This is a genomic window from Silanimonas sp. (genome assembly GCF_027530345.1).
Lineage (GTDB): Bacteria > Pseudomonadota > Gammaproteobacteria > Xanthomonadales > Xanthomonadaceae > Silanimonas.
In genome coordinates this window covers 51,604-77,067 of sequence record NZ_JAPZQK010000008.1, presented here as the reverse complement: position 1 = coordinate 77,067, position 25,464 = coordinate 51,604, and the positions used below count along the sequence as shown (strand labels likewise).

At 70.4% G+C, this 25,464-nt stretch carries 24 protein-coding genes; 7 read left to right on the top strand and 17 right to left on the bottom strand.

Going from position 1 to position 25,464, the window contains the following annotated elements; genetic code table 11:
• Positions 1 to 18: 18 nt before the first annotated feature.
• The gene (gene rsmI, locus O9255_RS04960) at positions 19 to 858 is read right to left on the bottom strand and encodes a 16S rRNA (cytidine(1402)-2'-O)-methyltransferase (protein WP_297865739.1); all 840 of its coding nucleotides are present in this window, start codon (positions 856 to 858) and stop codon (positions 19 to 21) included.
• Between the two features lie 56 nt (positions 859 to 914).
• On the opposite strand from rsmI, the gene O9255_RS04955 reads away from it, so the two are divergent.
• Both O9255_RS04955 and O9255_RS04950 read left to right on the top strand, forming a co-directional pair.
• Positions 915 to 2,648, top strand: coding sequence for a penicillin-binding protein activator (locus O9255_RS04955; RefSeq protein WP_297865738.1), 1,734 nt, complete (start codon positions 915 to 917; stop codon positions 2,646 to 2,648).
• A gap of 26 nt (positions 2,649 to 2,674) precedes the next feature.
• Positions 2,675 to 3,085, top strand: coding sequence for a YraN family protein (locus O9255_RS04950; protein ID WP_297865737.1), 411 nt, complete (start codon positions 2,675 to 2,677; stop codon positions 3,083 to 3,085).
• Here O9255_RS04950 and O9255_RS04945 read toward each other — a convergent pair.
• Genes O9255_RS04945 through ribH form a run of 4 tightly spaced genes read right to left on the bottom strand, consistent with a single transcriptional unit; the run spans position 3,082 to position 5,514 of the window.
• Positions 3,082 to 3,585, bottom strand: a complete 504-nt coding sequence (locus O9255_RS04945) for a phosphatidylglycerophosphatase A (RefSeq protein ID WP_297865736.1) — start codon at positions 3,583 to 3,585, stop codon at positions 3,082 to 3,084. The two genes, O9255_RS04950 and O9255_RS04945, sit on opposite strands and share 4 nt — an antisense overlap.
• Positions 3,582 to 4,553: a thiamine-phosphate kinase gene (thiL, locus tag O9255_RS04940; RefSeq protein WP_297865735.1), complete on the bottom strand. Its 972-nt coding sequence runs from the start codon at positions 4,551 to 4,553 to the stop codon at positions 3,582 to 3,584. Before thiL ends, O9255_RS04945 begins: the two co-directional genes overlap by 4 nt.
• A gap of 26 nt (positions 4,554 to 4,579) precedes the next feature.
• Entirely contained in the window at positions 4,580 to 5,038 is a 459-nt protein-coding gene (gene nusB / locus O9255_RS04935) for a transcription antitermination factor NusB (protein WP_297865734.1), read from the bottom strand.
• Positions 5,035 to 5,514, bottom strand: a complete 480-nt coding sequence (gene ribH, locus O9255_RS04930; RefSeq protein WP_297865733.1) for a 6,7-dimethyl-8-ribityllumazine synthase — start codon at positions 5,512 to 5,514, stop codon at positions 5,035 to 5,037. The genes nusB and ribH overlap by 4 nt, the downstream gene beginning before the upstream one ends.
• Positions 5,515 to 5,639: 125 nt before the next feature.
• Here ribH and O9255_RS04925 point away from each other — a divergent pair, with 125 nt between their 5' ends.
• Entirely contained in the window at positions 5,640 to 7,004 is a 1,365-nt protein-coding gene (locus O9255_RS04925; RefSeq protein ID WP_297865732.1) for a DUF389 domain-containing protein, read from the top strand.
• On the opposite strand, the gene ribB is transcribed toward O9255_RS04925, so the two are convergent.
• Positions 7,005 to 8,126 carry a 3,4-dihydroxy-2-butanone-4-phosphate synthase gene (ribB, locus tag O9255_RS04920; RefSeq protein ID WP_297865731.1) on the bottom strand — a complete coding sequence of 374 codons (1,122 nt, stop codon included), beginning with the start codon at positions 8,124 to 8,126 and terminating at the stop codon, positions 7,005 to 7,007.
• A 305-nt stretch (positions 8,127 to 8,431) separates the two neighbouring features.
• On the opposite strand from ribB, the gene O9255_RS04915 reads away from it, so the two are divergent.
• The 4 genes from O9255_RS04915 (at position 8,432) to O9255_RS04900 (ending at position 13,250) form a co-directional block, all read left to right on the top strand.
• Positions 8,432 to 8,998, top strand: coding sequence for a hypothetical protein (locus O9255_RS04915; protein ID WP_297865730.1), 567 nt, complete (start codon positions 8,432 to 8,434; stop codon positions 8,996 to 8,998).
• A gap of 184 nt (positions 8,999 to 9,182) precedes the next feature.
• Positions 9,183 to 9,878, top strand: a complete 696-nt coding sequence (locus O9255_RS04910; RefSeq protein ID WP_297865729.1) for a response regulator transcription factor — start codon at positions 9,183 to 9,185, stop codon at positions 9,876 to 9,878.
• Positions 9,875 to 11,020: a HAMP domain-containing sensor histidine kinase gene (locus O9255_RS04905; RefSeq protein WP_297865728.1), complete on the top strand. Its 1,146-nt coding sequence runs from the start codon at positions 9,875 to 9,877 to the stop codon at positions 11,018 to 11,020. The genes O9255_RS04910 and O9255_RS04905 overlap by 4 nt, the downstream gene beginning before the upstream one ends.
• A 76-nt stretch (positions 11,021 to 11,096) precedes the next feature.
• On the top strand, positions 11,097 to 13,250 hold the full coding sequence (locus tag O9255_RS04900) for a hypothetical protein (RefSeq protein ID WP_297865727.1): 2,154 nt from the start codon (positions 11,097 to 11,099) through the stop codon (positions 13,248 to 13,250).
• Positions 13,251 to 13,310: 60 nt separating this feature from the next.
• Here O9255_RS04900 and O9255_RS04895 read toward each other — a convergent pair whose 3' ends face one another.
• The 11 genes from O9255_RS04895 to O9255_RS04845 form a co-directional block, all read right to left on the bottom strand.
• Positions 13,311 to 14,012, bottom strand: a complete 702-nt coding sequence (locus O9255_RS04895) for a cytochrome b/b6 domain-containing protein (protein ID WP_297865726.1) — start codon at positions 14,010 to 14,012, stop codon at positions 13,311 to 13,313.
• Between the two features lie 5 nt (positions 14,013 to 14,017).
• Complete coding sequence (locus O9255_RS04890; RefSeq protein WP_297865725.1) at positions 14,018 to 14,503, bottom strand: cytochrome c; 486 nt, start codon at positions 14,501 to 14,503, stop codon at positions 14,018 to 14,020.
• Positions 14,504 to 14,719: 216 nt separating this feature from the next.
• A complete protein-coding gene (locus O9255_RS04885; RefSeq protein ID WP_297865724.1) occupies positions 14,720 to 15,322 on the bottom strand; it encodes a riboflavin synthase in 603 nt (200 codons plus the stop codon).
• A 111-nt stretch (positions 15,323 to 15,433) separates the two neighbouring features.
• Positions 15,434 to 15,895: an Mpo1-like protein gene (locus O9255_RS04880; RefSeq protein ID WP_297865723.1), complete on the bottom strand. Its 462-nt coding sequence runs from the start codon at positions 15,893 to 15,895 to the stop codon at positions 15,434 to 15,436.
• Between the two features lie 120 nt (positions 15,896 to 16,015).
• Positions 16,016 to 16,747, bottom strand: coding sequence for an AraC family transcriptional regulator (locus O9255_RS04875; RefSeq protein ID WP_297865722.1), 732 nt, complete (start codon positions 16,745 to 16,747; stop codon positions 16,016 to 16,018).
• 2 nt (positions 16,748 to 16,749) lie between these two features.
• Complete coding sequence (ribD, locus tag O9255_RS04870; protein WP_297865721.1) at positions 16,750 to 17,841, bottom strand: bifunctional diaminohydroxyphosphoribosylaminopyrimidine deaminase/5-amino-6-(5-phosphoribosylamino)uracil reductase RibD; 1,092 nt, start codon at positions 17,839 to 17,841, stop codon at positions 16,750 to 16,752.
• 9 nt (positions 17,842 to 17,850) lie between these two features.
• Positions 17,851 to 18,336, bottom strand: coding sequence for a GNAT family N-acetyltransferase (locus tag O9255_RS04865; protein WP_297865720.1), 486 nt, complete (start codon positions 18,334 to 18,336; stop codon positions 17,851 to 17,853).
• Positions 18,333 to 18,857, bottom strand: a complete 525-nt coding sequence (gene nrdR, locus O9255_RS04860; protein ID WP_297865719.1) for a transcriptional regulator NrdR — start codon at positions 18,855 to 18,857, stop codon at positions 18,333 to 18,335. The genes O9255_RS04865 and nrdR overlap by 4 nt, the downstream gene beginning before the upstream one ends.
• 11 nt (positions 18,858 to 18,868) lie before the next feature.
• The gene (glyA, locus tag O9255_RS04855; protein ID WP_297865718.1) at positions 18,869 to 20,137 is read right to left on the bottom strand and encodes a serine hydroxymethyltransferase; all 1,269 of its coding nucleotides are present in this window, start codon (positions 20,135 to 20,137) and stop codon (positions 18,869 to 18,871) included.
• Between the two features lie 105 nt (positions 20,138 to 20,242).
• Entirely contained in the window at positions 20,243 to 21,580 is a 1,338-nt protein-coding gene (gene creD / locus O9255_RS04850; protein ID WP_297865717.1) for a cell envelope integrity protein CreD, read from the bottom strand.
• 123 nt (positions 21,581 to 21,703) lie between these two features.
• On the bottom strand, positions 21,704 to 25,348 hold the full coding sequence (locus tag O9255_RS04845; RefSeq protein WP_297865716.1) for a condensation domain-containing protein: 3,645 nt from the start codon (positions 25,346 to 25,348) through the stop codon (positions 21,704 to 21,706).
• Positions 25,349 to 25,464: the final 116 nt, after the last annotated feature.

The following is a 25,464-nucleotide window of genomic DNA, read 5'->3' as shown; positions in this document are numbered from 1 at the left end:
GGCTGCGGAATGCAGCAGTCAGTCGGAATCGCCACCCACGTACAGCGCCTTGCGCGGCGCGCCGCTGAGCTCAGCGGCGAGCTTCGCGGCCTGCGAGGGCTTCAGGTGGGCGGCGAGCTTCGCGTACAGGCGCTTGCCCTCGGCCAGCTGCGCGGCCTCGCGGTCGACGCTGCCGCGCACGACGAGCACGAACTCGCCCTTGCGCTGGTTGGCATCGCTGGCCACGGCCTGCTGGATCGCGCCGAGCGTGGGGCCCAGCAGGGTTTCGAAGCGCTTGGTGAGTTCGCGGCCCAGCGTGGCCTCGCGCTCCGCGCCGAACACCGCGACGAGGTCGGCGAGCGATTCCTCGATGCGGTGCGAACTCTCGTAGAACACCAACGTCCGCGTTTCCGACAAGAGTTCGCCGAGCCGCTCGCGGCGTGCACCGCCCTTCACCGGCAGGAAACCCTCGAAACAGAAGCGATCGCTGGGAATGCCGGCCACGCTCAGCGCAGCGATGGCCGCGCAGGCGCCGGGCACCGGCACCACGGGCAGGCCCGCCTCGCGCACCGCGCGCACCAGCCGGTAGCCCGGATCGCTGACCAGCGGAGTGCCGGCATCGGAAACGAGGGCCAGGCTGTCGCCGGCCTGCAGCCGGGCCACCAACTTCGCGGCGATGTCGCCCTCGTTGTGGTCGTGCACGGCGATCAAAGGCGTACCGATGCCGAACTGGCCCAGCAGGACCGCGGTGTTGCGGGTGTCTTCCGCACCGATGGCGGTCACGCCGCCCAGCACCTCGCGGGCCCGGGGCGTGAGGTCGCCGAGGTTCCCGATGGGCGTCGCCACCACGTAAAGCGTTCCAGCGACGATTTCCGACATCGAGTCCTCCCGGTGAGCCGTATCATTCTAGGCCCGGCTCACCGAGATTCCCCCGCATGGCCCGCTGGCTGCTCCTCGCCCTCCTCGCTGTTTCGCTAGCCGGCTGCGCCAGCGCGCCCACGTCGCGACCGGCCACGCCCGCGGAAACGCAAGCCCGCGAGCTCGATGCCCAGGGTCGCCATGCCGAGGCCGCGCAGGCCTGGCGTTCGATCGCCGCCACGTCGCGCGGGGCCGACATGGCCATGGCGCGCCTGAACGCCGCGGAGTCCCTGCGCCGCGCCGGGGATGCCCCGGGCGCCCGCGCCGAACACGCCGAGGCGCCACGCCGGCGCCTCACGCCCGAGGACCAGTTCCGCCACGACCTGCTCAGCGCCGGCTTTGCCTTGGACGACGGCCGCGGCCCTGAGGCCCTCGCACTGCTGCAGCAGGACCGCGCCCTCGTGCCCGCCGGGCGGATGGCCGATTGGCTGGCCTTGCGCGCTCGCGCGCTCGATGCCACCGGCGACCGCTTCGGCATGGCGGCGGCGCTCGCGGAACGCGCCGGGCTGCTGCAGGGCGGCGAGCGCGCCGCCGAATTGCGCAACGCCGAGCGCCAGCTGAAGTCGGTGCCGGATGCGGCCCTCGTACAGCAGGCCGGTTTCCTCGGCGACGACGCCGCGGTGCTGCCGCTGGCCCTTCGCGAGGCACGCCGTCGCGGCCTGGCCATCACCCGCGCCACCGCGGTGCCCGCCGCTGCGGATCGCCCGGCGCCAGCCTCGGACGGCTACCACCCGCCACGCCGCATGGCCGTGCTGCTGCCGCTCAGCGGCGAACTCGCGCCGGCCGGCCTCGCAGTGCGCGACGGCCTCTTGGCGGCCTACTACGCCGAATCGCGCACGCGCCCGGCGATCGCCTTCCATGACACCCAGGGCACGGTGGACGGCGCGAAGGCCGCGCGCGACCGCGCCGTGGCCGAGGGCGCCGACCTGCTCGTGGGCCCGCTCGGCCGCGACGAAGTGGCAGCGCTGGCCGCCGCACCGATCAACTCCGCCGCGTGGCTGGCACTGAACCGCACGCCAGTGGCGACGGCCGGCGGCGGCAGCTTCGCCCTCGCCCCCGAAGATGAAGGCGCCGCGGTCGCGCAGCGCCTGATCGAGCGCGGACTGACACGCGCGGTGGCGATCGCCGAGGGCGACGACAGCGCGCAGCGCGCGCTGGCCGGCTTCCGCGAGCGCTTCCTGGCCGAGGGCGGCGAACTGTTGGCTGTCGCTCCAATCGATGCCTTTGGCGGTAACGCCGCCGAGGGGCTGGCCACGCTGGCAACCCACGCGACGCGCGCACAGGCGCTGTTCGTCGCGGCCCGCGCGCCGGCCCTGCGCATCCTGATGCCGCAGCGGGAAGAGGCCGGGCTCGCCGCGCTGCCGGTGCTGGCCACCTCGCTGGTGCAGTCCGGCGGCGACCCGCGCTTGGATCGCGAGCTCGACGGCCTGCAGTACCCGGAACTGCCGTGGCTGCTCGGCGACCTCGTCGGCCCCGGTGATGCGGAAAGCCTCGGCCGTCGCCTGCCCAACGCCCGCGGCAGCGCCGCGCGCCTGTTCGCCTTCGGCTTCGACGCCTGGAGGGTGGCGACCTACCTCGACGCCCTTCGCGGCGGCGCGCAGCTGCGTGGTGCCACGGGCGAGCTGGGCATCGATGCCGCCGGCATCGTCGAACGCGTGCCGGCCTGGGCGGAGTACAGCGGCGGCGTGACGCGCCGCGCCTCGGACGGCGCACTGATGCCGGTGGACGCCACGCCCCCGCCGACGCCCTGAGCCTCGAACCCCCAAGGACAACGCGCATGGATGCGCCGCACCGAAGGACACCCGGCCCACCCGAGGCAGCGACGCGCACCCGGGCGCAGCAGCTCGGCGACGCCGGTGAGCAGGCCGCCCTCGCCTTCCTCGTGGCGCGCGGCTTGCGTCCGCTGGCGCGGAGTGTCCGCTTCAAGGGCGGCGAGCTGGATCTCGTGATGCTCGACGGCGAGACGCTGGTGTTCGTCGAAGTGCGCCGCCGCGGGCGCAGCGACTTCGGCGACGCGCTCGACAGCGTCGACGCGCGCAAGGCACGAAAACTCGTTCTCGCCGCGCGGCTCTACCTGCAGCGCGAGCCACGGCACGCGCGGCGCGACTGCCGGTTTGACGTGGTGGGGTTCGATGGCGGCGAGGAAGCGCGCTGGGTGCGCGGCGCGTTTTCGCTCGACGATCTCTAGCCGCGCAGCATCGGCCAGAGCGCCAACGCCACCTGCAGCACGCCGAAGACCATCAGGCCGGCCAGCGCGTCGTCGACCATCGTGCCGAAGCCGCCTTTCAGCGAACGGTCGGCCCAGCGCACCGGCCACGGTTTCCAGACGTCGAACAGGCGGAACAGCGCGAAGGCGGCGAGCACCCAGGGCCATTCGCGCGGCAGCAGCCAAAGCGCCAGCCACATGCCGACGAATTCATCCCAGACGATGAGCGAGGGGTCTTCGATACGGCTTTCGCGGATGGCCCAGCGCGCGGCCCACACGCCGACCGCGAAGGCGAGGATCAGCACGGCCGCGTAATCGCGCGGGGCGAGGTCGTGCATCCATAGCCACCAAGGCAGGATGGCGACGATCGAACCCACCGTCCCCGGGGCCTTGGGCGAGAACCCGGCACCGAAACCGGCGGCGATCCATCCGCGGGGGTGCCGCATCATTCGTCGGCGCGTGCCAACCGGCAGCACCGTCATGCGCCGCCCTCGATGAAATGCACGTAGCCGCGGCGCGGCGGCAGCGCCAGGGGCAGGCCATCGGCGTCGAACAAGCGCAATGAGGCGCCTTCGGTGATGCGCCCCACTCGCGTGGCCGGCGTGGCCACGGCGTCGAGTGCGGCCTGCACCGCCTCGCGCTTCTTCGCCGGTGCCGTGAAGCAGAGTTCGTAGTCGTCGCCGCCGCTGAGCTGCAGCGCGCGGCGCGCGGTGGTGTCGGGGAAGGCGTCGAGCAAGGCCGGGGACAGCGGCAGCGCGTCGGCCTCGACATCGGCCCCGACGCCGCTCATGGCGAGGATGTGGCCGAGGTCGGCGAGGAAGCCATCGCTCACGTCGATGCAGGCGGTGGCGAGACCGCGCAGCGCGAGGCCCGCACCGAGCCGCGGCGCCGGGCGGTCGAGCCGCTCGCGCAACACGCCGGTGCGCAGCATCGGGATACCGGATTTCCACAGGGCCAAGGCGCCGGCGGCATCGCCGAGGGTGCCGGTCACCCAGAGGTCGTCGCCGGCTTCGGCACCGGCGCGGGTGAGCGCCTTGCCCTTCGGTACATAGCCCATGACCGTGACGCTCGCGGCCAGCGGGCCGCGCGTGGTGTCACCGCCCACGAGGGCGACGCGATGGGTGTCGGCCAATGCGCTGAAGCCGGTCGCGAACTCGTCGACGAAGGCGGTGTCGTCCGTCGGCAGGGTCAGCGCCAGCAGGGCGACGGCGGGCTCGGCGCCCATCGCCGCGAGGTCGGACAGGTTGACCGCCAGCGCCTTCCAGCCGATGGCCGAGGCCGGCACGCCTTTCGCGAAATGCACGCCTTCGACGAGGGTGTCGACGGCCAGCACCACCTGCTGGCCTTTCGGCGGTTCGATCAGGGCGGCATCGTCGCCAATGCCCAGCGCCACGTCCGGGCGGGACCCGGCGCGCTGGCGGAGGCGATCGATGAGGGCGAATTCAGCCATGCCCGGCGCGGTGCAAGCCGCGTGCCTCAGCGACGGCCCTGGGCCGCCTCGCCGGGACGCCACTCGGCCGCGGCGCGGTCGAGCACGCCGTTCACGTAGGTGTGGCCGTGGTCGGCGCCGAAGCGCTTGGCGGTCTCGATGGCTTCATTGAGGACCACGCGGTACGGCACGTCGACGCGGTGCAGGAGCTCGAAGGCGGCGATGCGCAGCACGGCGCGCTCGATCGGGTCGACCTGCTCGATGCCACGATCGAGGTAGACGGCGAGGCGCTCGTCGAGGCCTGCGCGGTGATCGGCCACGCCCTTCACCAGCGCCTCGAAGTACTCCTGGTCGGCCACTTCCATGTCCTGCTCGTGCTGGAACTGGTTGATGACCTGCGGGATCGACGTGCCGGAGACCTGCCAGGCGTACAGGGCCTGCAGGGCGCGGCGGCGCGCGCGCGAACGCGCGGCGGGATCGATGCCATCGGTGCGGATCGGCTTCATGCGGTGGTCTTCTGCCAGTGTTTCAGGAGGTCACTCATCTCGAGGGCGGCCAGCGCGGCCTCCTCGCCCTTGTTGCCCATCGCGCCGCCGGCGCGCGCTTCGGCATCAGCATAAGCCTCGACCGCCAGCACGCCGTTGGCCACCGGAAGCCGGTGATCGAGCTGCACGCGCATCAGCGCATCGGAGCAGCCATCGGCCACCTGCTCGTAGTGGCGGGTGTCGCCGCGGACCACGCAGCCCAGCGCGACGATGGCCGCACAGCCACCGGCCTCGGCGATCGCCGCGGCGGCCAGCGGAATCTCCCAGGCACCGGGCACGCGGACGACGTCGATGCGCTCGGCCCCGACGCCGTTGTCGACCAGCGCCTTGCGGGCGCCATCGACGAGCACGTCGGTGATCTTCGGGTTCCAGCGGCTGGCGACGATGGCGTAGCGGCCGGACGGGTGCGGCCGGAGGTCGCCTTCGAAACGGGGCATGGGTGGGTCGGGAAGCGGACGGCCGTGTAGTTTACGCCCTCCGGGCCCCGAGCCGCCCTCCGCGGGGCTTGCCCCCGCCGCCGGGGCCACCGAGGATGGCGCGGCGCCCCTGCCTGGAGCCCGCCTTGGCCGATCGCCTCTCGCCCCTGCTCCGCCGGTTCGACCTCCGCTACGACCAGGAGGATCCGGCCGTCATCGACGCACAGATCCGCCAGGGCGTGAACGCCGTGGGCGCCAACCTCTGGGTGCTGATCTTCGCGATCATGGTCGCGTCGATCGGCCTGAACGTGAACTCCACCGCCGTCATCATCGGCGCGATGTTGATCTCGCCCTTGATGGGCCCGATCGTCGGCATCGGCTACGGCGCGGCCATCAACGATTTCCCGCTGATCCGCCGCGCGGCGGCCAATCTCGCATTGATGGCCGGCATCAGCCTGGTGACGGCCATCCTGTACTTCTCCGTCTCGCCGCTTTCCGAGGCCCGCTCGGAACTGCTCGCGCGCACCTCGCCGACGCTCTGGGACGTGCTGATCGCCTTCTTCGGCGGTGCGGCGGGCATGGTCGCCAACACGCGCAAGTCGGTGCCCAACGTGGTGCCCGGCGTGGCCATCGCCACCGCGTTGATGCCGCCGCTGTGCACCGCGGGCTATGGCATCGCCAACGGGAACTGGGAGTACGCGAGCGGGGCCTTCTACCTTTTCGCGATCAACGGCGTGTTCATCGCGCTCTCGACGCTGGTGTTCGTCAAGATCGCCGGCCTGCCGCAGCGCGTGGACGTCGATGCGCGCACGGCGCGCCGGCACCGCTGGATCATCATGGCCGTCGCGACCCTGATGGCGGTGCCCAGCGGCGTCCTCGCGTGGCGCCTCGTGCAGGCCGAGCGCTTCGAAGCCGCGGCGGGCCGGGTGTTGGCCGACTACCGCGACGATCCGCGCGTCGTGGTGCTCGCGACCCAGGTCGACGGGAAGGCCAAGACGCTGCGCCTCGCGATCACCGGCGACCTCGCGCCGGAGGCGCTGCGGGGCGAGATCCAGCGCAAGTTGCAGGCGCAGGGCCAAGGGGCGGCCCGCGTGGACGTTCGCGACGCCAGCGCCCATGCCGCGGACATGAAACCCATCGAGGAGCTCCTCCGCTCGCAGCAGACGGCAAATCGCGACGGCCAGCTCGACGAGGCCCGCCAGCGGCTCGTGATGCTCGAAGCCGAGCTCGAACCCCTGCGGGCCCGCGAACGCCTCGAGCGCGAGCTGCTGGCCGAGGTGCGCGCGCAGTTCCCCGAGGCAGAGTCGGTCTCGGTGAGCGCCGGCGTGGGCCAGGACGGCGAATCGACGCCGGCGCCCGTGCTGTTGGTGCACGTCATCGCCGACGTCGCGCTGGATGCCGACGCTTCGGCTCGACTGCAGGCCGGCTGGGCCAGCCGGGCCCCGGGCACGGACGTGCGACTCGTCGTCGTGCCGACTGTCGCGCCGTCGCCGGAGGCGGCGGCGCCCTGATCAGCGCAGCGGCAGGTACTCGACCACGTCGAGGCCGTAGCCACCGAGACCGATCTGCTTGCGCGGCGTGCCGAGCACGCGCAAGTGCTTCAGGCCGAGGTCGGCAAGGATCTGCGAGCCCGCACCGTTGCGCCGCCACTCCTGCACCTTGCCCGTGCCGGCCTCGGGTTGCTCGGTGATGCGCGCCAGCAGGGCGTCTGGGGTGACGGCGTCGGCCAGCACCACCAGCACGCCCTCGCCTTCCGCGGCGATGCGCGCCATGGCCTCGTCGGCCGAGCCGCCGAAATCCGGGCGGCGCCAGCGCAGCACGTCGGCCAGCGGGTTCTTCACGTGCACGCGGACGAGGGTCGGTCGGTCGCCCGAGGGCGTGCCGCGCACCAGGGCGAAATGCAGTTCGCGCGAGATCCGGTCGCGATAGGTGAGCAGGCGGAACGGGCCATGCGCCGTCTCGATGGCGCGCTCGTCGACGCGCTCCACGGTGTGTTCCGTCGCGAGCCGGTAGCGGATGAGGTCCTCGATCGAGCCGATCTTCAAGCCGTGCTCGCGGGCGAACACCTCGAGCTCGGGGCGGCGCGCCATCGAGCCGTCGGGGTTGAGGATCTCGACCAGCACGCCGGCTGGCTCCAGCCCGGCCAGCATCGCAAGATCGCTGGCCGCCTCGGTGTGGCCAGTGCGCGTGAGCACGCCGCCGGGCTGGGCCATCAGCGGGAAGATGTGCCCCGGCTGCGAGAGGTCTTCGGGCGCGGCGTCGGGGCGCACCGCGGTGCGGATGGTGTGCGCGCGATCGTAGGCGCTGATGCCGGTGGTGACGCCCTCGGCGGCCTCGATGCTCACCGTGAAGTTGGTGTGGTGCGGCGAGGTGTTGCTCACCACCATCGGGCCAAGGCCGAGCTGGCGGCAGCGCTCGCGCGTCAGCGACAGGCACACGAGGCCGCGCGCGTGCGTGACCATGAAGTTGATGTCGGACGGCCGCACCAACTCGGCGGCCATGATGAGGTCGCCTTCGTTCTCGCGGTCCTCGTCGTCGACGATGACCACCATTTTGCCGGCGCGGATGTCCTCGAGGATCTCGGGGATCGTCGCGAAGCAATTCGGCTCCGTGGAAGAACCAACACCAGCCATCGTGGACCTCTCCGCTTACGTCGGGCGAGTCAGGCGAACCAACGCCGTTCTCTGGGGATACCCGGGAAGGCGCCGCGGGTCGGGGGCGTAAGTTTACCCTCACGCCGAGCTGGGGACTTGGCACGCCATCGTCGTGTCCGCTCCGCGCGCCTCGCAATCGAATCGCAATACCGCCTCAATCCTCACGGGACGCTTCGCAAGCAAGCTCCACTCCGGCTGGCCACCGTGGCCGCTCGCCCCGACTCCGGCCCAGACGTCGCGGCCTGCACTCGCTCTTCACGCCGGGCTTCACCAGGAGATCCACCTTGCTGCGCATGCTCGTACTCATGATGGTCGCAACGCTCGGCGCGCACCCCTCCATTCTCGTGGCGGCGCAAACGGCATCGCCCCCTCTTGTCGCCAATCCAACGCTGCAGGCGGTCGATGCCTCAGGCGCACCCCGTGGATGGAGTCTGGATGGAACGGCGGTCGAGGTCGCATCCGACCCTGCCGTGACACGAGATGGCTTGAACTCGCTCAGAGTCACGTTCGCAAAGGGCGCACCCTATGCCGGCATCGTCCAACGCCTGCGTGGTGATCGGGTCAATGGCGCGACGGTTGTCATTGAAGGCTGGCTAGCACGCGACACGGCCACCGCCGCAGTCGGCGTGTGGGCCCGCGCCTTTGACAAGGAAGGCAGGAGCATTGGTTATGCGAACTCATACGAGCTTGACCTGCCGGCCGACAAGCGCTTTCGTCGCCACAGCATCGAGCTGAGGCTGCCGCCCGAAACGAACACCGTGCTTGTGGGTGCGTCGATCTATGGCGATTCCGGCATGGCGTGGTTCGGCGGCGTGGACGCCAGCATCAAGCACGACAGCGATACTCGGTGAAAGCCATGCTCGCGTTCAACGCGGCGTCCTTTGGAGTGCATGCGCCGAGCATCACCGTTTTCTCTCCCGGCTCTGCCACTCTGGCAGACGCTGATCGGCTCTAGCGATAGCATCACCACGCCCATGGCGTTTACCGCCGGGGTCCCCTGAGCAATGCTTGCACCCAACGTCGTCCGGAACGTCCGTGAAGAACCCGCTCGAAGGCCGCAAGATTCTCATCGCCGAGGACGAACCGGACTTGGCGGATGTTCTTCGCGCCTACATGGCGAAAGAAGGCGCCATCGTCAGGGTCGCCCCCGATGGCCGGATCGCCAGCGAAGAAGCCCATCGGTGGCGGCCTGACCTCATCCTCCTCGACATCCGCATGCCAAACAAAGACGGCCTCTCGGTTCTGGTGTCGGAGCGGGAAAGCGACGCGGGGACGCCAATCATCCTGATCAGCGCCTTGGGGGACGACATCGACCGCCTCGCGGGATTCCGGCTTGGTGCGGACGACTACATCGTCAAGCCCTTCAACCCGCTCGAGGTCGTCGCACGCGCCGCGGCCGTGCTGCGCCGGCAGGAGGGCGCCAAGCAACTTGCATCGACCCCGCCCATCGTCCACGGGGGGCTGCGCATCGAAGTCGAAAGCCGGCGTGCGTTCGCCAACGACAAGCTGATCAACCTGACCCCGACGGAGTTCCGACTCCTCACGACCATGGCACGTCGCCCGGGCCGGATGTTCACGCGGGCAGAATTGGGCGATGCCGTGCTGAGCGAAGTGGCGGCCGACCGGGGCGTCGACGCCCACATCAGCCGACTGCGCGCCAAGATCGCCATTGTCGACTCGGTCAGGATCGTCGCCATCCGCGGTGAAGGCTACAGGCTGGACATCGAATGATGAATTCCTTGCGGATGCAAATCGCCTGCCTAGCGATCGCGATCAGCGTGGCGGCGGCCCTGATCGCCGCCTTCGTCCCCGACGTGCTGTACTGGCTGCGCGATTACCTCTTCATGGCATCGCTGCCGGCGCAGGAGCAGGAGACGTTGCGCAAGCTCACCGAGGCCTACGGAAGTTGCTCCGGCATCGTCCGCTCCTTCGAGAGCCAGCATGGCATCGAGCGCTGGAACCTCAATTACCACGCGGCCCTGACCACCGTGATCGTCGCCACCGCGTTGATCGGCGGAGCCTTGGCGTTCAAGTTGGCGGGTGGCATCGCCGCGCCGATCATCGGACTGTCGCGGGCCGTCCGGGCGATCGCCGGTGGATCGCGCGACACCGCGCTGCTGCCGCCGCGTTCCGGTCCGCGCGAGGTCGGCGACCTGATCGGCGACTTCGCGCTCATGACCGAATCACTGGCCGCCGCGGATCGCGACCTCCGCCTGCGGTCGAACGGCATCGCGCACGAACTGCGCACGCCCTTGGCGGTGATCCGCGCCCGATTGATGGGCGCGAAGGACAAGGTGTTCGTCGCCGATGGGGTGTTCTTCGACAGCCTGCTCGGCCAGGTTTCGCAGATCGAGCGCCTCGCCAGCGACCTGAGCATGCTCTGCGACAGCCAGGGCATCGGGTTCTCGCTTGAGCGCGCCCCGACGTCGGTCGACGACGTCGTCGATGCGGTGATCCACTGCCTCGAGCCGATGGCGGAGGAACACCGCGTGGACCTGACGCGACAGAGCAGAGGGCGGGTGATCGCCGACGCCGATCCCGCCCGTCTGGAACGGGCGATCTCCAACCTGGTCGAGAACGCGATCCAGCACGCTGGCGCCACCCGGGTGACCATCACGGTGGAAGACGTCGGCGATCAATGCCGGATCATCGTCGTCGATGACGGTCGCGGCTGGCCGGTCAGCGATCCCGAGGCGCTCAAGGAGCCGTTCGTCACCGGCGACTCCGCGACCCGAGAGCGCAGCAAACGCACGGGCCTTGGCCTTGCCATCGTGCAGGCGATCGCACGGGCGCATCACGGCTCGCTCGTGCTCGACGATGCCGCGGGCGGCGGGGCCCGCGCGACGCTGACGATCGCGAAGTCGATCAACTGAACGAGAAGGCAACGCGGCCCGCGCGCAACGGTCCCGCAATCGAGAGCGCATTCTCCCGAAATTCCACGACGCCATCGTGCATGCACCAACCCTGCACGAGAACGTCGACATGCCCGCGTCACCGGATCGCCACCGCGCCCTCAACCTTCTGGCGCTTTCCATCGCCCTCGCCCTCAGCCCACCGACACTCGCGCAGGCCGAGGATGCCTCGGCAACGGAAGCGGGAACGCGCATCTTTGAACCGGAATTCTTCGCTTCGTCCGCGCCGGTGAACGCCCTGCAGATGGTCGAACGCGTCCCAGGATTCACGATCGCCGAAGTCGGCACGGAACGCGGCTTCGGCACCAATGCCGGCAACATCCTGATCGATGGCAAAAGGCCGTCCACCAAGTCCGACGACATCCGCACGCTCCTCGCCCGCATCCCCGCCGATCGCGTCACGAGGATCGAGCTGGTCGAGCGCGCCGGCGTCAACCAGGAAGCGCAAGGCCAAAGCCGTATCGTGAATGTCGTCCGGAGTGCGAGCACCGGGGCCAACGGCACCTACACGCTGGGCCTCGGCGTCGACGAGGACGGCATCGCCCGGCCGTTCGGCCAGTCTTCGCTGTCCTTCGAGCGGAGAGGAACGCAGTTCGAGCTCGGCCTGGATTACCGGAACGACCTGTACCAGCTGTCCGGGGCCGAAACGAACTACGACGCCGCACGCCGGGCCGATCGCATTCTGGGGATCGGCATCGACAGCGACAGCAGGCAAACCGCCGTGACCGGCACCGTCCGCGGCGCCGTGGGATCAGCGCACTGGGGGGTCAATGCAAAGCTCGATCGTGATTCGTACACGACGGTCCGGATCAGCGACGTCTTCAACCCGCAGGGGGCCTTGCAGGGTCGGGAAGTGCTCGAAAGCGGATCGCCGACGAACCGCGACGGTTTCGAGCTGGGGGCGGACCTTGAGTTCAGCCCCACGCGATCGATCACCACCAAGCTGGTGGGGCTGTTCAGTAGGTACGACATCGTGTCCCGCAACGATCTTTCGCGGTCTGGACCGGGCCTTTCCGCACTGTCGCAGAGCTCACGCAACGACAACCGCGAGGATGAAGCCATCCTGCGGATCGGCAACACCGTCGCCGCCGGCGACCGCCATTCGATCCAGTTCGGCGTCGAGGCGGTCCGCAACCAACTTCGCGGCCGCTTCACCAGCGCGATCGCGGGCCTTCCCCCGCTGCCCGCGTCGAACGTCGATGTCAGCGAACTCCGAATTGAACCTTTCATCTCCGACGTGTGGTCGATCCGTCCGACATGGAAGATCGAGGCCGCGATGATCGCCGAGCGATCGACGCTTCGCGTCCGTGGCGACGCGTCGGCCAGCCGACGGTTCCTGTTCTGGAAGCCCCGCCTCGTGTCGACGTGGACGCTCGACCCTGCCACGACCCTGGACCTGCGCTTCGAACGACGGGCGGCGCAGCTTGATTTCAACGACTACGCGACGTCTGTCGATCTCGGCCTGGGCGCCTTGGTCGATGCCGGGAATGCCGACCTGGTGCCGCAACGGACCTCGACCTTGACGGCAACGCTGCGTCGCGCGTGGCTGGGCAGGGGCAGTGGCCAAGTCCGCGGATGGGTGGCGCACATCGACGATACGCAGGACTTGGTTCCGATCACGATTCGCGACGGCACGGGCGCGATCGTGTCGGTGGTCGACGGCCCGGGGAACATCGGCCGCGGCCGCGAATGGGGGGTTTCGCTGGACCTGAGCCTGCCTCTGGAGAAAATGCTCCCGCTCGGCGATTCCGGGGAGGTCACGCTCACGTATGCCGGGACGTACCAGCACAGCCGCGTCACCGACCCGATCACCGGCCTGCAACGGCGCCTGCAGCCGAAACCCGGACAGGTCTGGGCCCCGGAGCAGCAGCACGCACTCGCGCTGCGCCATGACGTCCTCGACTCGCCCTTCGCCTGGGGGGCGAACGTGGACTGGTCGTCGAGCCAAACGCGCTACTTCTATGACCAGACCCTGCGCTTCGGGGAAACCCCCTCGCTGGGTCTGTTCGCGGAGTATGCGGTGGCACGCGGGAAGTTCCGGTTCGAGGTCGACAACGCCAACGAGTACGACATCGGCCGGGAACGCGTCTTCTATGCCGGAAGCCGGGCGGACGGCGTGGTCGCGGGCTCGGCATCGCGGGCGCTGAATCGCAACACGCGCGTGCTGCTCTCGTTCAACGGCCGTTTCTGATCAGCCCGATGAGGATGGGCCAGCGGTGTCGCGAAACACCGCCGGCCTTGCTCGAAGGCATCAGGCGAAGCGGACCAGCGCCCAGACGCCCGCGGCGACGAGGGCCCCGAGGACGATGGCGCGCGACAAAGGCGCCATGGACGGCGCGGGTCCCTGCAGATCGGCATCGCGCCCCGTCAGCATGGGCACGATGAGGTTGCGGCGCTTGAGCACGGCGTAGCCCAGCGCGGCCACGATGTGCAAGGCGACCACCGCCTGCAACAAGGTGAACCCCCATTCGTGCACGTCCCCCAGCCAGCGCGTCACGTACGTGCCGACCCAGCCGCTTAAGGGGGCTTCGACCACTAAGAGATCGCCGCCGGAGAGAAACAGCCCGGACAGCGTCTGCACACCCACCAGAAGCAGCAGCAGGATCACGGCCAGCGCGCCGGCGGGATTGTGCCCGGGATGGGCCGGAAGCGGCCCCGGGCGGGCGAGTTCGCGAAGGTGCGCGAGGACGGCTGCCGGACCGCGAACGAAACTCCGGAAGCGCGCGGTCTCGCTTCCGACCATCCCCCAGGCGACACGGAACACCACCAAGCCGAGTGCGCCATAGCCAAACAGCAGATGGCGCTCCCAATCCTCGTTCTCCGCCGTCCACCAGGAGCCGGCGAGACAAACGACCAGCCCCCAGTGGACGACCCGGACCGGGAGGTCCCAAACGCGAAGGGACCGTTCGGACGTGGGCGAAGGAGACCGCTCGGAATCAGCCGGGGCGGTCATGGGGATCAGTCCAGCTTGTAACTGTCGTGGCAGGCCCCGCACTCGCGGCCCACGGCATTGAGGGCCGCGCCGATGCGGGCCCGATCGCCCGTGGCGGCGGCCTGCACCAGACCGGGGAGTGTCGCCTCAAAGCGCTTCTGGAGGGCGAGGAACTCCGCCTTCTTCGTCCAGATTTCGGGCTTTGCTTCGCTATCACCAACGCCGACAGCCGTTCCTTCAGGCCACCAGTCACCGATACGGCGCCCGGTCTCTGCAAGAGTGGCCGCCGCCGCTCGGGCGTCCTCGGCCGTGCCGCCCTCGCCCTTGACGAATGTATCGAGGGTATTCATCGCCCGCCCAAGCGTCTTGAAGTTGGCCTTTCTCTCCTCGACCTGGGCGACCGGATCGGCCGGAGTGGAGCCCGCTTGGGCCGAGGCGCCCGAAGCAACGGCCAGAAAGGTGCCGGAAAGGGCGACCAAGACCAACGGGCCAAACAAACGATTTGCTTTCATCGACTTTCTCCGTTGCTTTCGCTGCCGGACGGCGGGCCGGCACCGTGGTCGTCCGACGTTCGGCCCTCAGGGCCGGACTTCGCCGGAAGCCCAGAGACGAGCGTGCGGCGCCAAAGACGCAGGACGATTGGTGCGCTGTTGCGATTCGATTGCAAGCGGAGCTTCATGCGGCGGAACGGATGATCGGCGCGTCCGATCGGCAAGAGGGAAGGCCCGTCAGGCCCAACCCTCCGTTTCCTGCAGGCGGGCGACGTAGCGCGCCACCGTGTCCACTTCAAGATTGACCGGCGTGCCGGTCGGCATCGTGCCGAAGCCGGTGTGCGCCAACGTGTGCGGCACCAGCATCACCTCGAAACCGGCGTCATCCACCGCGTTCACCGTCAGCGACGTGCCATCGACCGCGATCGACCCCTTCTGCGCGATGAAGCGCAGCAGGGCCTTGGGCGCACCGAAGCGCCAGCGCTGGCCGCGGGCGTCGTCGTGCACCGCGGCGACCGCGCCGACGCCATCCACATGGCCGCTGACGAGGTGGCCACCAAGACGGTCACCGACGCGCAGCGCGCGCTCGAGGTTCACGGCCGCGCCCACGGGCAGGGCGCCCAGCGTCGTCAGGGCGAGGGTTTCCGTCGAGACATCGGCGTCGAAGTGCGCGGTGTCGAAGGCGACCACCGTCAGGCAGACGCCGTTGCAGGCGATGGATTCGCCGAGCTGCACGTCGCCAAAGGGCATGGCGCCGACGGTGAAGCGCAGGCGCACGTCGCCCCCGAGGGGCGTACGGTCGACGAGGCGGCCGACGGCCTGGATCAATCCGGTGAACATCGGGGTGTCCGGTAAGGGCAGCCCGCGATTATAGGGAGCGCCCCCGGGCTGGGCGTCGCCGTGGTGGCAACGCGGCGTTGCGCGGGGCCGCAAAACCGCGCCGCAAGGGGCTCAGTAGGGCAGTCCGACCTTGCGGAAGGCCTTCACCAGCAGGAACAGCGGGCCGACCAGCAGGAACTGCAGGTCTTCGATGAAGCTGGGCTTCTTGCCTTCGATCTTGTGGCCGATGAACTGGGCGATCCAGGTGACCACGAAGGCCGCCAGCGCCACCCAGCCCACGTGCGGCACGACGAAGAACGATGCCACCGACGCGGCCGTGAAGCCGGCCATCACCACCGCCATCGGCACGGACAGGCGCAGGTAGTACGCCAGCGAGGCGGCGACGAAGGCGTAGCACAGCCACGGATGCACGACGAACATCAGGGCCAGCGTGCACCAGACGATGATCGGCACGCAGACCCAATGCACGGCGACATTGGTCGGGTGGCGGTGCGATTCCGCGTACTGGCCGACCAGCACGTCGATACGGCGGCGTTCGCGGGGCTGCGGAAGGTCGGCGGCAGTGGTGTTCATTGGCGGGCGCGCGGGTTCGGGAATGCGGCTCAGGCTAGGCGGCGGCGGCCGACAGCGCTTGAACCAGCGCACTGAACGCCGGTCAGCGCGCGCTGCCCAAGGATCCCGGCAAGGAGGCGGTCAACGCCCCGGCAGCAGCGAGGACGGCGCCGCGCCGATGATCCGTCGGAAGCTGCGCGACAGATGCGCCGCATCGGCGAAGCCGGTGGCATGCGCCGCGGCCGTCACGCCCTCCCCGGCCTGCAGCCGCGCCGTGGCTTCGAGCAGGCGCCGCCACAGCAGGTAATTGCGCACTGGCAGGCCGGTCGCTTCGCGGAACAACACCTGGAACCGGCTCGGCGAGAGGTGGGCACGTTCGGCCAGCGAGCGGTGCGTCCACGGCGCGAGCGGCTCGGCCTCGAGGGCGTCGAGCGCACGCTTCAGCCTTGGGTCCGCGGGGGCCTGCACCGCCAAACCCGGCCAGCACTCGGCGCACCAGCGCGCGGCGAGCGCTTCCACCGCGCCGACGTCCGCCTCGTGGCCGGGTCGAGCCAGCACGCGCAGGGCGTCCAGCAGGGCGGGCTCCGGCGCCCGGGCTTCGCCGCCGGCATCGCGCCAGGCCTGCCAAGCGCGCGGCCCGACATCGAAGAACAGGTAGGCGATCAGGGTGTCGCCGCCGCGGATGCGGTGCCCTTCCATAGGGGCGAAGGCCGCGAAGCGGCGCTCGCTGGCCGCACCGCCCTCGCGTTCGACGCTGAAACTGTCGTCCAAGGCCACCATGGCCTGCAGCGCCCGGTGCGCGTGCCAGCCCGAATCCGCGGTTCGTGTCAGCACCAGCGCGCGCTCGCGGAAGAAGTGCAGGCGCGCCGGCATCGTCAGCGCTTCGGCCGGTAGGTGAGGCGCAAATCCCCGTCGTCGAAGGCGTGCACCTCGAGGCGTTCGAGGCCCAGACGGTCGTCCATGCGGTCGATGCCGAGCCCGCCGAACAGCGGGCGTCCCCGCTCGCCGAGCAGCACGGGCGCGACATAGACCAGCAGTTCATCGACGAGACCCGCACGCAGGAAGGCGCCGGCCAGCGTGGCGCCGGCCTCGACCTGCACTTCGTTCACCTGCCGCGTGGCCAGCTGCGCGAGCATAGCGAGCAGATCGAGGTGGCCGTCGCGGCGCGGAACGGCGAAGCCCTCCACGGTGGGGCCGTAATCGGGAACGATGTCGTCGGCATGCGCCACCAGCGTCGGTGCTTCGCCATCGAGCAGACTGCAGGCGCGCGGCAGCGCGCCGTGGTGGTCGAGCACCACGCGCATCGGCGGCACCACCTCGACACCCTCGGGTACGCGGGCAGTGAGCCGCGGATCGTCGGCCAGCACCGTGCCGAGGCCCGTGAGGATGGCGGAAGCGCGCGCCCGGTAGGCCTGCACATCGGCGCGCGCGGCCTCGCCGGTGATCCATTTCGATTCACCGCTGGCCATCGCGGTGCGGCCGTCGAGGCTCATGGCCAGCTTCACGCGCACCCACGGCCGGCCCTGGCGCGCACGCATCAGGAAGCCGCGGTTCAACCACTCGGCCTCCTCGGCGAGCAGGCCGTGCTCGACGGTGATGCCCGCGGCTTGCAGCGCGGTGAAGCCGCGGCCGGCGACGGCATGGAAGGGATCGCGGATCGCCGCGACCACGCGCATCACGCCCGCGGCCACCAGCGCATCGGCGCAGGGCGGTGTGCGGCCGAAATGCGCGCAGGGCTCGAGCGTCACGTAGGCCGTCGCGCCGACGGCACGCGCACCGGCCTCGTGCAGCGCGAACACCTCGGCATGGGGCTCGCCGGCGCGCTGGTGTGCGCCACGCCCCACCACCTCGCTGCCCTGCGCGATGACGCAGCCGACCATCGGGTTCGGCTTGGTCGTGAAGGCATGCTCGGCAGCGAGGCGCAGGGCCTCGGCCATGTGGCGGCGGTCGAGTTCGGAGAACGGCATGGGGGAAGCCTACGGCACGCGGGCCAGGACATCGACGGACTGGCCGGCGCTTCGCGCCGTCGCCTCGTACACCCAGCCGAGCCGTTCGTAGAACGCCCGGTGCTGAGGCGTGAACAGGCGCAGGTGCGCCAGGCCAGCCCGCGCCGCGTGGTCGACGAGGGCGTGGACCAGGGCCTCGCCCAGGCCTCGGCCACGGGCATCGGGCCGAACGAACAGGCTGGCGAGCCACGGCCCCTCGAAGGCCCGCAGGTCCGGCGAATCCTCGGCGACGAGGCTCACCGAGCCCAGCAAAGCACCGTCGTCGGCAAGGGCCACCAGCGTCGTGGGCACGGGCGCCTCGGCGCGGGCGGCCTCGAGCAGTTCGGCCAGCGCCCGCTCCTCCGACCAATCGGCATAGAGCCCGGCCCACTCGGCGTGATGCCAACGGGCCAGGGTGGGAAGCCGGTCGAGGGCTTCGCCCGCCAGCACGAGTCGCCAGCGCGCGCCGGCGCTCATCCCTTCTTCGGTTTGGCCGGCTTCGGCGCCGTGTCCTCGAGCGGCAGGTCGAGGGTCTGCGCGGCTGGCAGGTCGCGCTGCAGCTTCTCGATCTCCTCGCGGAAATCCTGCACGTCCTCGAAGCTGCGGTAGACCGAGGCGAAGCGCACGTAGGCCACCTGGTCGAGCAGCTTCAGCTGCGCCATCACGAACTCCCCGACGCGGCGCGACGGCAGTTCACGTTCGCCACTCTTGCGCAGCTCGTTCACCACGGCGAACACCGCGGCATCGATCTGCTCGGCCGGCACCGGGCGCTTCTGCAGGGCCTTTTCAAAGCTGACGCGCAGCTTGCGCTCGTCGAAGGGCTCGCGGCGGCCATCGCTCTTGATGACCGCCGGCAGGCGCCACTCGACCTGCTCGACCGTGGAAAAGCGCTCGCCGCAGGCCGGGCACTCCCGCCGGCGACGAATGCTGCTGCCGTCCTCGGCCACGCGCGAATCGATCACGCGCGTGTCCTCGTGCGGGCAGAAGGGGCAATGCATGCGTCAGCGGCTCAGCCGTACACCGGGTACTTGCGGCACTGCGCCGTCACCGCGGCGCGCACGCGCTCCAGCACGGCGCCATCGGCCGGCGCATCGAGCACGTCGGCGATCCAGTTCGCGAGCTCGACGCAATCGGCCTCGACGTAGCCACGCGTGGTCACCGCCGGCGTACCGATGCGCAGGCCCGACGTGACGAAGGGCGAACGCGGGTCGTTCGGCACCGAGTTCTTGTTGACGGTGATGTGCGCGGCGCCGAGCGCGGCCTCCGCGTCCTTGCCCGAGACCTCGCGGCCGATCAGGTCGATCAGCATCAGGTGGTTCTGCGTACCGCCGGAGACGATCTTGTAGCCGCGGGCGATCAGGGTCTTCGCCATCGCCTGCGCGTTCTTCACCACCTGCTGCTGGTAGGCCTTGAACTCCGGCTCCAGCGCTTCCTTGAAGGCCACGGCCTTGCCGGCGATGACGTGCATCAGCGGGCCACCCTGGATGCCCGGGAAGACGATGCTCTGCAGCTTCTTCTCGAGTTCCTCGGCCTTGTCGCCGGCGCCGGCCTTGCTCATCACGATGATGCCGCCGCGCGGGCCGCGCAGGGTCTTGTGCGTCGTACTGGTGACGACGTGGGCGTAAGGCAGCGGGTTCGGGTAGACGCCCGCAGCGACGAGGCCGGCGATGTGCGCCATGTCGACGAACAGGACGGCGCCGACCTTGTCGGCGATCGCACGGAAGCGCGCCCAGTCCAGCACCTGCGAGTAGGCCGAGAAGCCGGCGATGACCATCTTCGGCTGGTGCTCGACGGCGAGGCGCTCGACCTCGTCCATGTCGATGAGGCCCTGCTCGTTCACACCGTACTGCACAGCGTTGTAGAGCTTGCCCGAGGCGTTGACCTTGGCGCCGTGGGTCAGGTGGCCGCCGTGGGCCAGCGACATGCCGAGGATGGTGTCGCCCGGCTGCAGGAGGGCCATGAACACGCCCTGGTTGGCCTGCGAACCCGAGTGCGGCTGCACGTTGGCGTAGTCGGCGCCGAACAGCGCCTTGCAGCGCTCGATGGCGAGCTTCTCGGCCACGTCGACGTATTCGCAGCCACCGTAGTAGCGCTTGCCCGGGTAGCCTTCGGCGTACTTGTTGGTCAGCACCGAGCCCTGAGCTTCCATCACGCGCGGGCTGGCGTAGTTCTCCGAGGCGATCAGCTCGACGTGGTCTTCCTGGCGCTGCCGCTCGGCGGCCATGGCCTGGGCCAGTTCGGTGTCGTAATCGGCAATGCGCATGCTGCTCGGGAACATCGGGCGGGCCTCGGGCGAAGGGAAGCCGCCATTGTAGCCGCTCCCCTCCCCCCATCCCGGCCGCCGCCCCCCCGGCCCGCATTCGAATGCAGGCCGGGGCGGTCTTCACGGCACCGGCGGCGGTGCGCTGCCCAGCTGCGCCCAGTCGATGCGCCGGGTCAGCACCATCGTGGCGGCCAGAACGCCGAACAGCAGCACGGCGCCGAGCAGCAGGGCGTGGTCCTCGGACTGCAGCAGGCCGTAGAGGGCGCCGTAGAGCGCTCCCAGCAGGGCCGCGAGACCGAGGCCGCGCTTCGCCCCGCCCAACACCCCGCTCAGGTAGTAGCCGATGAGGGCGATGCACGCCCCGGCCGCCAGGGCATAAGCCAGACCGAAGCCCAGATGCTCGGCCAAGGCCAGCAGCAGCAGGAAGAACAGGGCCAGCGCGAGCCCGACCAGCAGGTAGTGCAGCGGGTGCACGGACGCCCCGCGCAGCACTTCCAGCAGGAACACCGCGCCGAAGACCAGCCCGAGGAAGAGCAGCGCGTATTTGATGGCGCGGTCGGTCATCAGGTAGCGGTCGACCGGGTCCAGCAGTTCGAGGCTGACGGCCGTGGCGTCCAGCCCCGGGCAGTGCGATTCCGGGCCGCAGGCGGCGAGGCGCTGCGGCGCTTGGCTGGCCAGCGACGACAGCCGCCAGTCGGCGCTGAACCCGTCGGCGCGGACCTCACGCTGCACGGGCAGCGCGAATCCGGCGAAGCGCGGGTGCGGCCAGTCACCGGCCAGCCGCCAGCGGAAGTCCTCGGCCACGGGCAACCAGGCCAGCTGGCTGGTGCCGGTGAGGTTCAAGGTCGCCGCCGTCTCGATGACCGCGCCGGGGGTCGCGACGCCCGGAATGGCCGCCTGCACGCCCTCCGGGAGCCAAGCCACGCCGGTGCCCGGCTCCGGCTGCAGGGCACGACCGTTGGCCTTCACGGTAAGCGCGGTGATGCCGCGGTTGTCGCCAAGGCCCAGCACCCAGCGCGCATCGCGGAGGCGCATCGAGAGCTGTCCGGGCACCTCGCGCGGCATGGGCACGCGGAACCGCGCGCTGATCTCGGCCTTCTGCTGGAAGATCCGGGCGTCGAACAAGCCGCGCTGGCGGGTCTCCGTGCCCAGCGTGGCGTTCACGTCGACCGCATCCGCCGCCACCAGCAGGGTTTCGACCTCGGTGTAGTCGACCGGCTGCGAAGGCGCGCGTTCATCGCTGCCGACGCGCTCCATCCGCCGCACCACGCGCTCCACCTCCAGCCGGAGCAGCGGCGCGGTGATGCGTTGCGCGTTCGCGCTGGCTTGGGCGATGTCCGCGACGACTTCGGCCGCGCGCTGCTGGCGTTCGTCGACCAGCCCATCCAGCAGGGCGAGGGGGATCAGCAGCAGCAGGATCAGGCCACCGATGGCCAGCAGCTTGCGTCCAAGACGCATGGGGCACCTCCAGGATTCACGGAAGGGCGCAGCGTGGGCGGCTGGCGCGGCGATCCGTCGCCCGCTGCCGGGCGGCCGGCAGGCGAATTCAGGCGCGATCGGGCAGGCGTAGCCGGTCCGGGCTCACGGCGGCCCTGCGCGCCCGGCACCGGCCTGCCAGAGTTCGGCCGCCAGCCCACGCAGGCTGCTCCGCGCCATCGCCACGAGCGACAGGCGAACGCCGAACTCGTCTTCCACCATCCGTGCGTAGCGGAGCGCGAGCAGGGAGTGGCCACCCGCATCGAAGAAGCTGTAGTCCCCCTCGGCATCGGGCAGCAGTTCCTGCGCCAGCGCGGTCAGGCGCTGCGCCAAGGCGTCGATGGCCGCCTCGTCCTCGGCGCCACTCGCCGTCCGCGGCAGCGGATCGGCCGCATCGTCCGCCATGGCGGACACCGCTTCCTCGTCGACCGCTGATCGCCGCAGACGATCGTCGATCGCATAGGCCTCGATCGGCAGCTCCGGCGAGGCCACCGTCTGGGCAAGCAGGTGCAGGTAGGCCTCGACGAAGGCCTCCGCGCGGGCGCGATCGAAACGGTCCTCCGCGTACTCCAGGTGCACCTGCGCGAACACGTCGAGGTCGACGCTCAGCGACAGGTCGAACTGGGCGCCACCGCGGTCGAAATCGAAGGCCTCGATGGCATGCGGGCCGAGCGCGAGGGCGTCGAACGGCACGCTGACGAGGTTGAACATCACGTTCGCCAGCGGCATGTCGCCGGCGGTGCGGTCCGCCGCCAATCGGGCGACCAGCCGTTCGAACGGGGCATCCTGGTCGGCGTAGGCCTCGAGGGCGACGCCGCGGACGCGCTGTAGCAGCACGTCGAAGCGCGGATTGCCGGCGAGCTCCGTGCGCATCACCACCGTGTTCACGAAGGTGCCCACCAGCCCTTCGACGTCGAGGCGATGGCGGTTGGCGATAGGCGTGGCGACAGCCACGTCGCCCTGCCCGCTCACCCGGGCCAGCAGAACCTGGTACGCCGCCAGCAAGGCCATGAACGGCGTGACCCCGCGCTGCCCGCACAAGGCCTTCAAGGCCCCTCGCAACCCGGCATCCAGGGCCACGGTCACGCGGCCCCCGTGGCCGCTCGGGGCACCGATGCGGCGGCGATCGGCCGGCAGGTCGACCGGCGCGACGCCCTGAAGCCGTCGGCACCAGCGTTCGAGCTGGGGCGCCATCGCCGCTTCGCGCTCGGGGGAACGCTGCCAGGACGCGAAATCGACGTAATCGAGGCGCGCCAAGGGCCGTGCGCAGTAGGTGTCGAGGTCGACATACGCCGACGAGAGCTCGCGCAACAGCACGCCGAACGACCACAGGTCGCCGATGGCGTGGTGTATGGCCCACAGGAAGGCGTGCTCGTCGTCGGCGAACCGGACGAGATGCGCGTGATGCAGCGGGGCCTGCGCGAGGTCGAAGGGCTGGCGGATGCGCGCTTCGAGCCACGCGCGCGCGGCTTCGTCCCGCGCCGCGGGCGAGAGCGCCGAAACATCGTGGAGCGCCATCGGCGTCGCGAAGGGGGCATGAATTCGCTGGCACACGTCGTCGCCGTCGACGGCCAGGTAGATGCGGAATACGTCGTGGCGATCGGCCACCGCCGCCAGCGCCGCGGCGAAGCGCGATACGTCGAGCCGGCCGCGGATGCGGAAGGCGAAGGCCATGTTGTACGCGGTGGTGCCCGGCGTGAGCTGTTGCACCAGCCACATGCGCCGCTGCGAGAACGAGGTCGGGGCCCGATCCCGCGAAGCGATGCGCGGAATGCACGCCTCAGGAACGTTGGTTCCATCGGCGCGACTTGCGGCCGCGATGCCGGCGGCCATGCCTGCGAGATCGGCCTGCGCCAGCACCCAGTCGACCCCCAGTGACACGCCGAAGCGCTCGCCGATCCGCGAGGCGAGCTGGGTGGCACGCAGCGAGTCGCCACCGAGGGCGATGAAGGCATCGCCCCGCCCCACCCGCTCCACGCGCAGCAACTCACGCCACAGCTCGGCCAGCGCCGCTTCCACCCCCGGCCTCGGCAGGGCTTCCTCGACCGGCGTCGACGCGGCGCCTGCATCGACATGCAGCACGGTGAGCTGGCCGGCGAGATAGGCCTCGCGGCAGGCGCTCCGACGGATCTTCCCGCTCGACGTGCGAGGCAAGCTGCCGCTGCGCACGAAGACCACCGCAGCCAGCGGCAGGTCGAAGGCGTCGGCCACCGCACGCCGGACGGCCTGGGCAAGCGGGCCCAGCTCGGGAACCGTCCGCTCGAGCTCCTGCACCAGCACCGCGTTGTCACCGTCTTCTCCGGCGACGGCGAAGGCCGCTCCGTAGCCCGTGCGCATCGCCGCATCGACCGCCTGTGCGCACCACTCGATGTCCTGCGGATGCAGGTTGCGCCCGCGGACGATCAGCAGGTCCTTGAGACGCCCGGTGACGACCAGCTCGCCGGCCACCAGGTGCCCGAGGTCGCCGGTGCGCAGGAAGGGCCCTTCGCCCGCGGCATCGAAAGCCTCGAACGTCTCGGCACTGAGCGCGGCATCCCCCCAGTAGCCGCGACCCACGCTGTCGCCCGCCACCCAGATCTCGCCTTCGACGCCCTCCGGGCAGCCCCGTCGCGACTCGGGATCGACGATGCGGACCCGCATGCCAGGCAACGGCCGCCCACAGGAGACCAGCGCACCACGACCGCTGTCGGCGCCCACCGTCACACCGACGCCCGGCGGCACCGCGGTGATGGCCAACACGGCCTCGGCCATGCCGTAGGCGGGCGATATCGCACCCGCGGACAAGCCGTGCGGCGCGAAGGCCTCCACGAAGGCGGCCATCGTCGGTGCGTGGATGGGTTCCGCGCCGCAACTCATCGAACGCAGGTGGCGGAGATCGCCCTGCCATCCGGAGTGGGCCGCCAGTGCACGCACGCAGGCCGCATACGCGAAGTTCGGCGCCCCGCTGTGGGTGATCCCAAGACGAGCGATCGCGTCGAGCCAACGCAGCGGCCGGCGCAGGAAGGCCATCGGCGACATCAGGTGGCCGGTCGCCCCGCTGCACACCGGCAGCAGCACGCCCTGCACCAGCCCGTAGTCGTGGTGGTGCGGCAGCCAGCTCAGGATGCGGCTCTCCGCGTTTATTCCCCCCGTCGCGCCGATAGCGCGGCACTGCGCCAGCACGTTGAACGAGTCGATCACGACGCCGCGCGGCGCCCGCGTCGAGCCGGAGGTGTACTGCAGGTACACGGTGGCGTCGGGATCGGTGTTTGCCGCCCGGGCGGCAGGGCTCCACTCGGCCTCGCCGACGGCGGCCGGCGCCATCGCGAGCAGTGGCATCTCCGGGAGCCCGTCCGTCGCCAACCAGCGTTCGGCCAGCGAGGAAGGGAGAACCACGCAGGCCGCCTGGGCGTCGAGCGCGATGGCGCGCAGCCGGGGTGCCGCATTCTTCAGCCGTGCGGCATCGAGGGACGGCACGGGAACCGCCACGCGCCCGGCCAGCACGCAGCCCCAGAACGCCGTGACGAAGTCGAGGCCGGGCGGAAGCAGGAGAAGGAAGCGATCACCAACGGCCGAGGTCTCGGCCAATCGAGCGGCGAATGCGGCCGCACGGCCCGCCAAGGCGCGGCCGGACAGCGTCGCCCCCGGGCGACCGTCGTCGTCCAGATCGATATAGATCGGTGCATCGGGGGCCGCTTCGCATCGCGCGATGAAGACGTCCGCAAGCGAACGCGACTCGGCGAGCGAGGGGGCATTTCGTCCTTGAAACACGGGGGAAACACACAGCGGGCGGGAGGTGGATCACTGTCCCCTCCGGCCCGGCCCGGGGTCAAGAAATGCGTGACGGAATTCGCAATTTCCTGTCAACCGGCGGCGCGCGCCGGCGA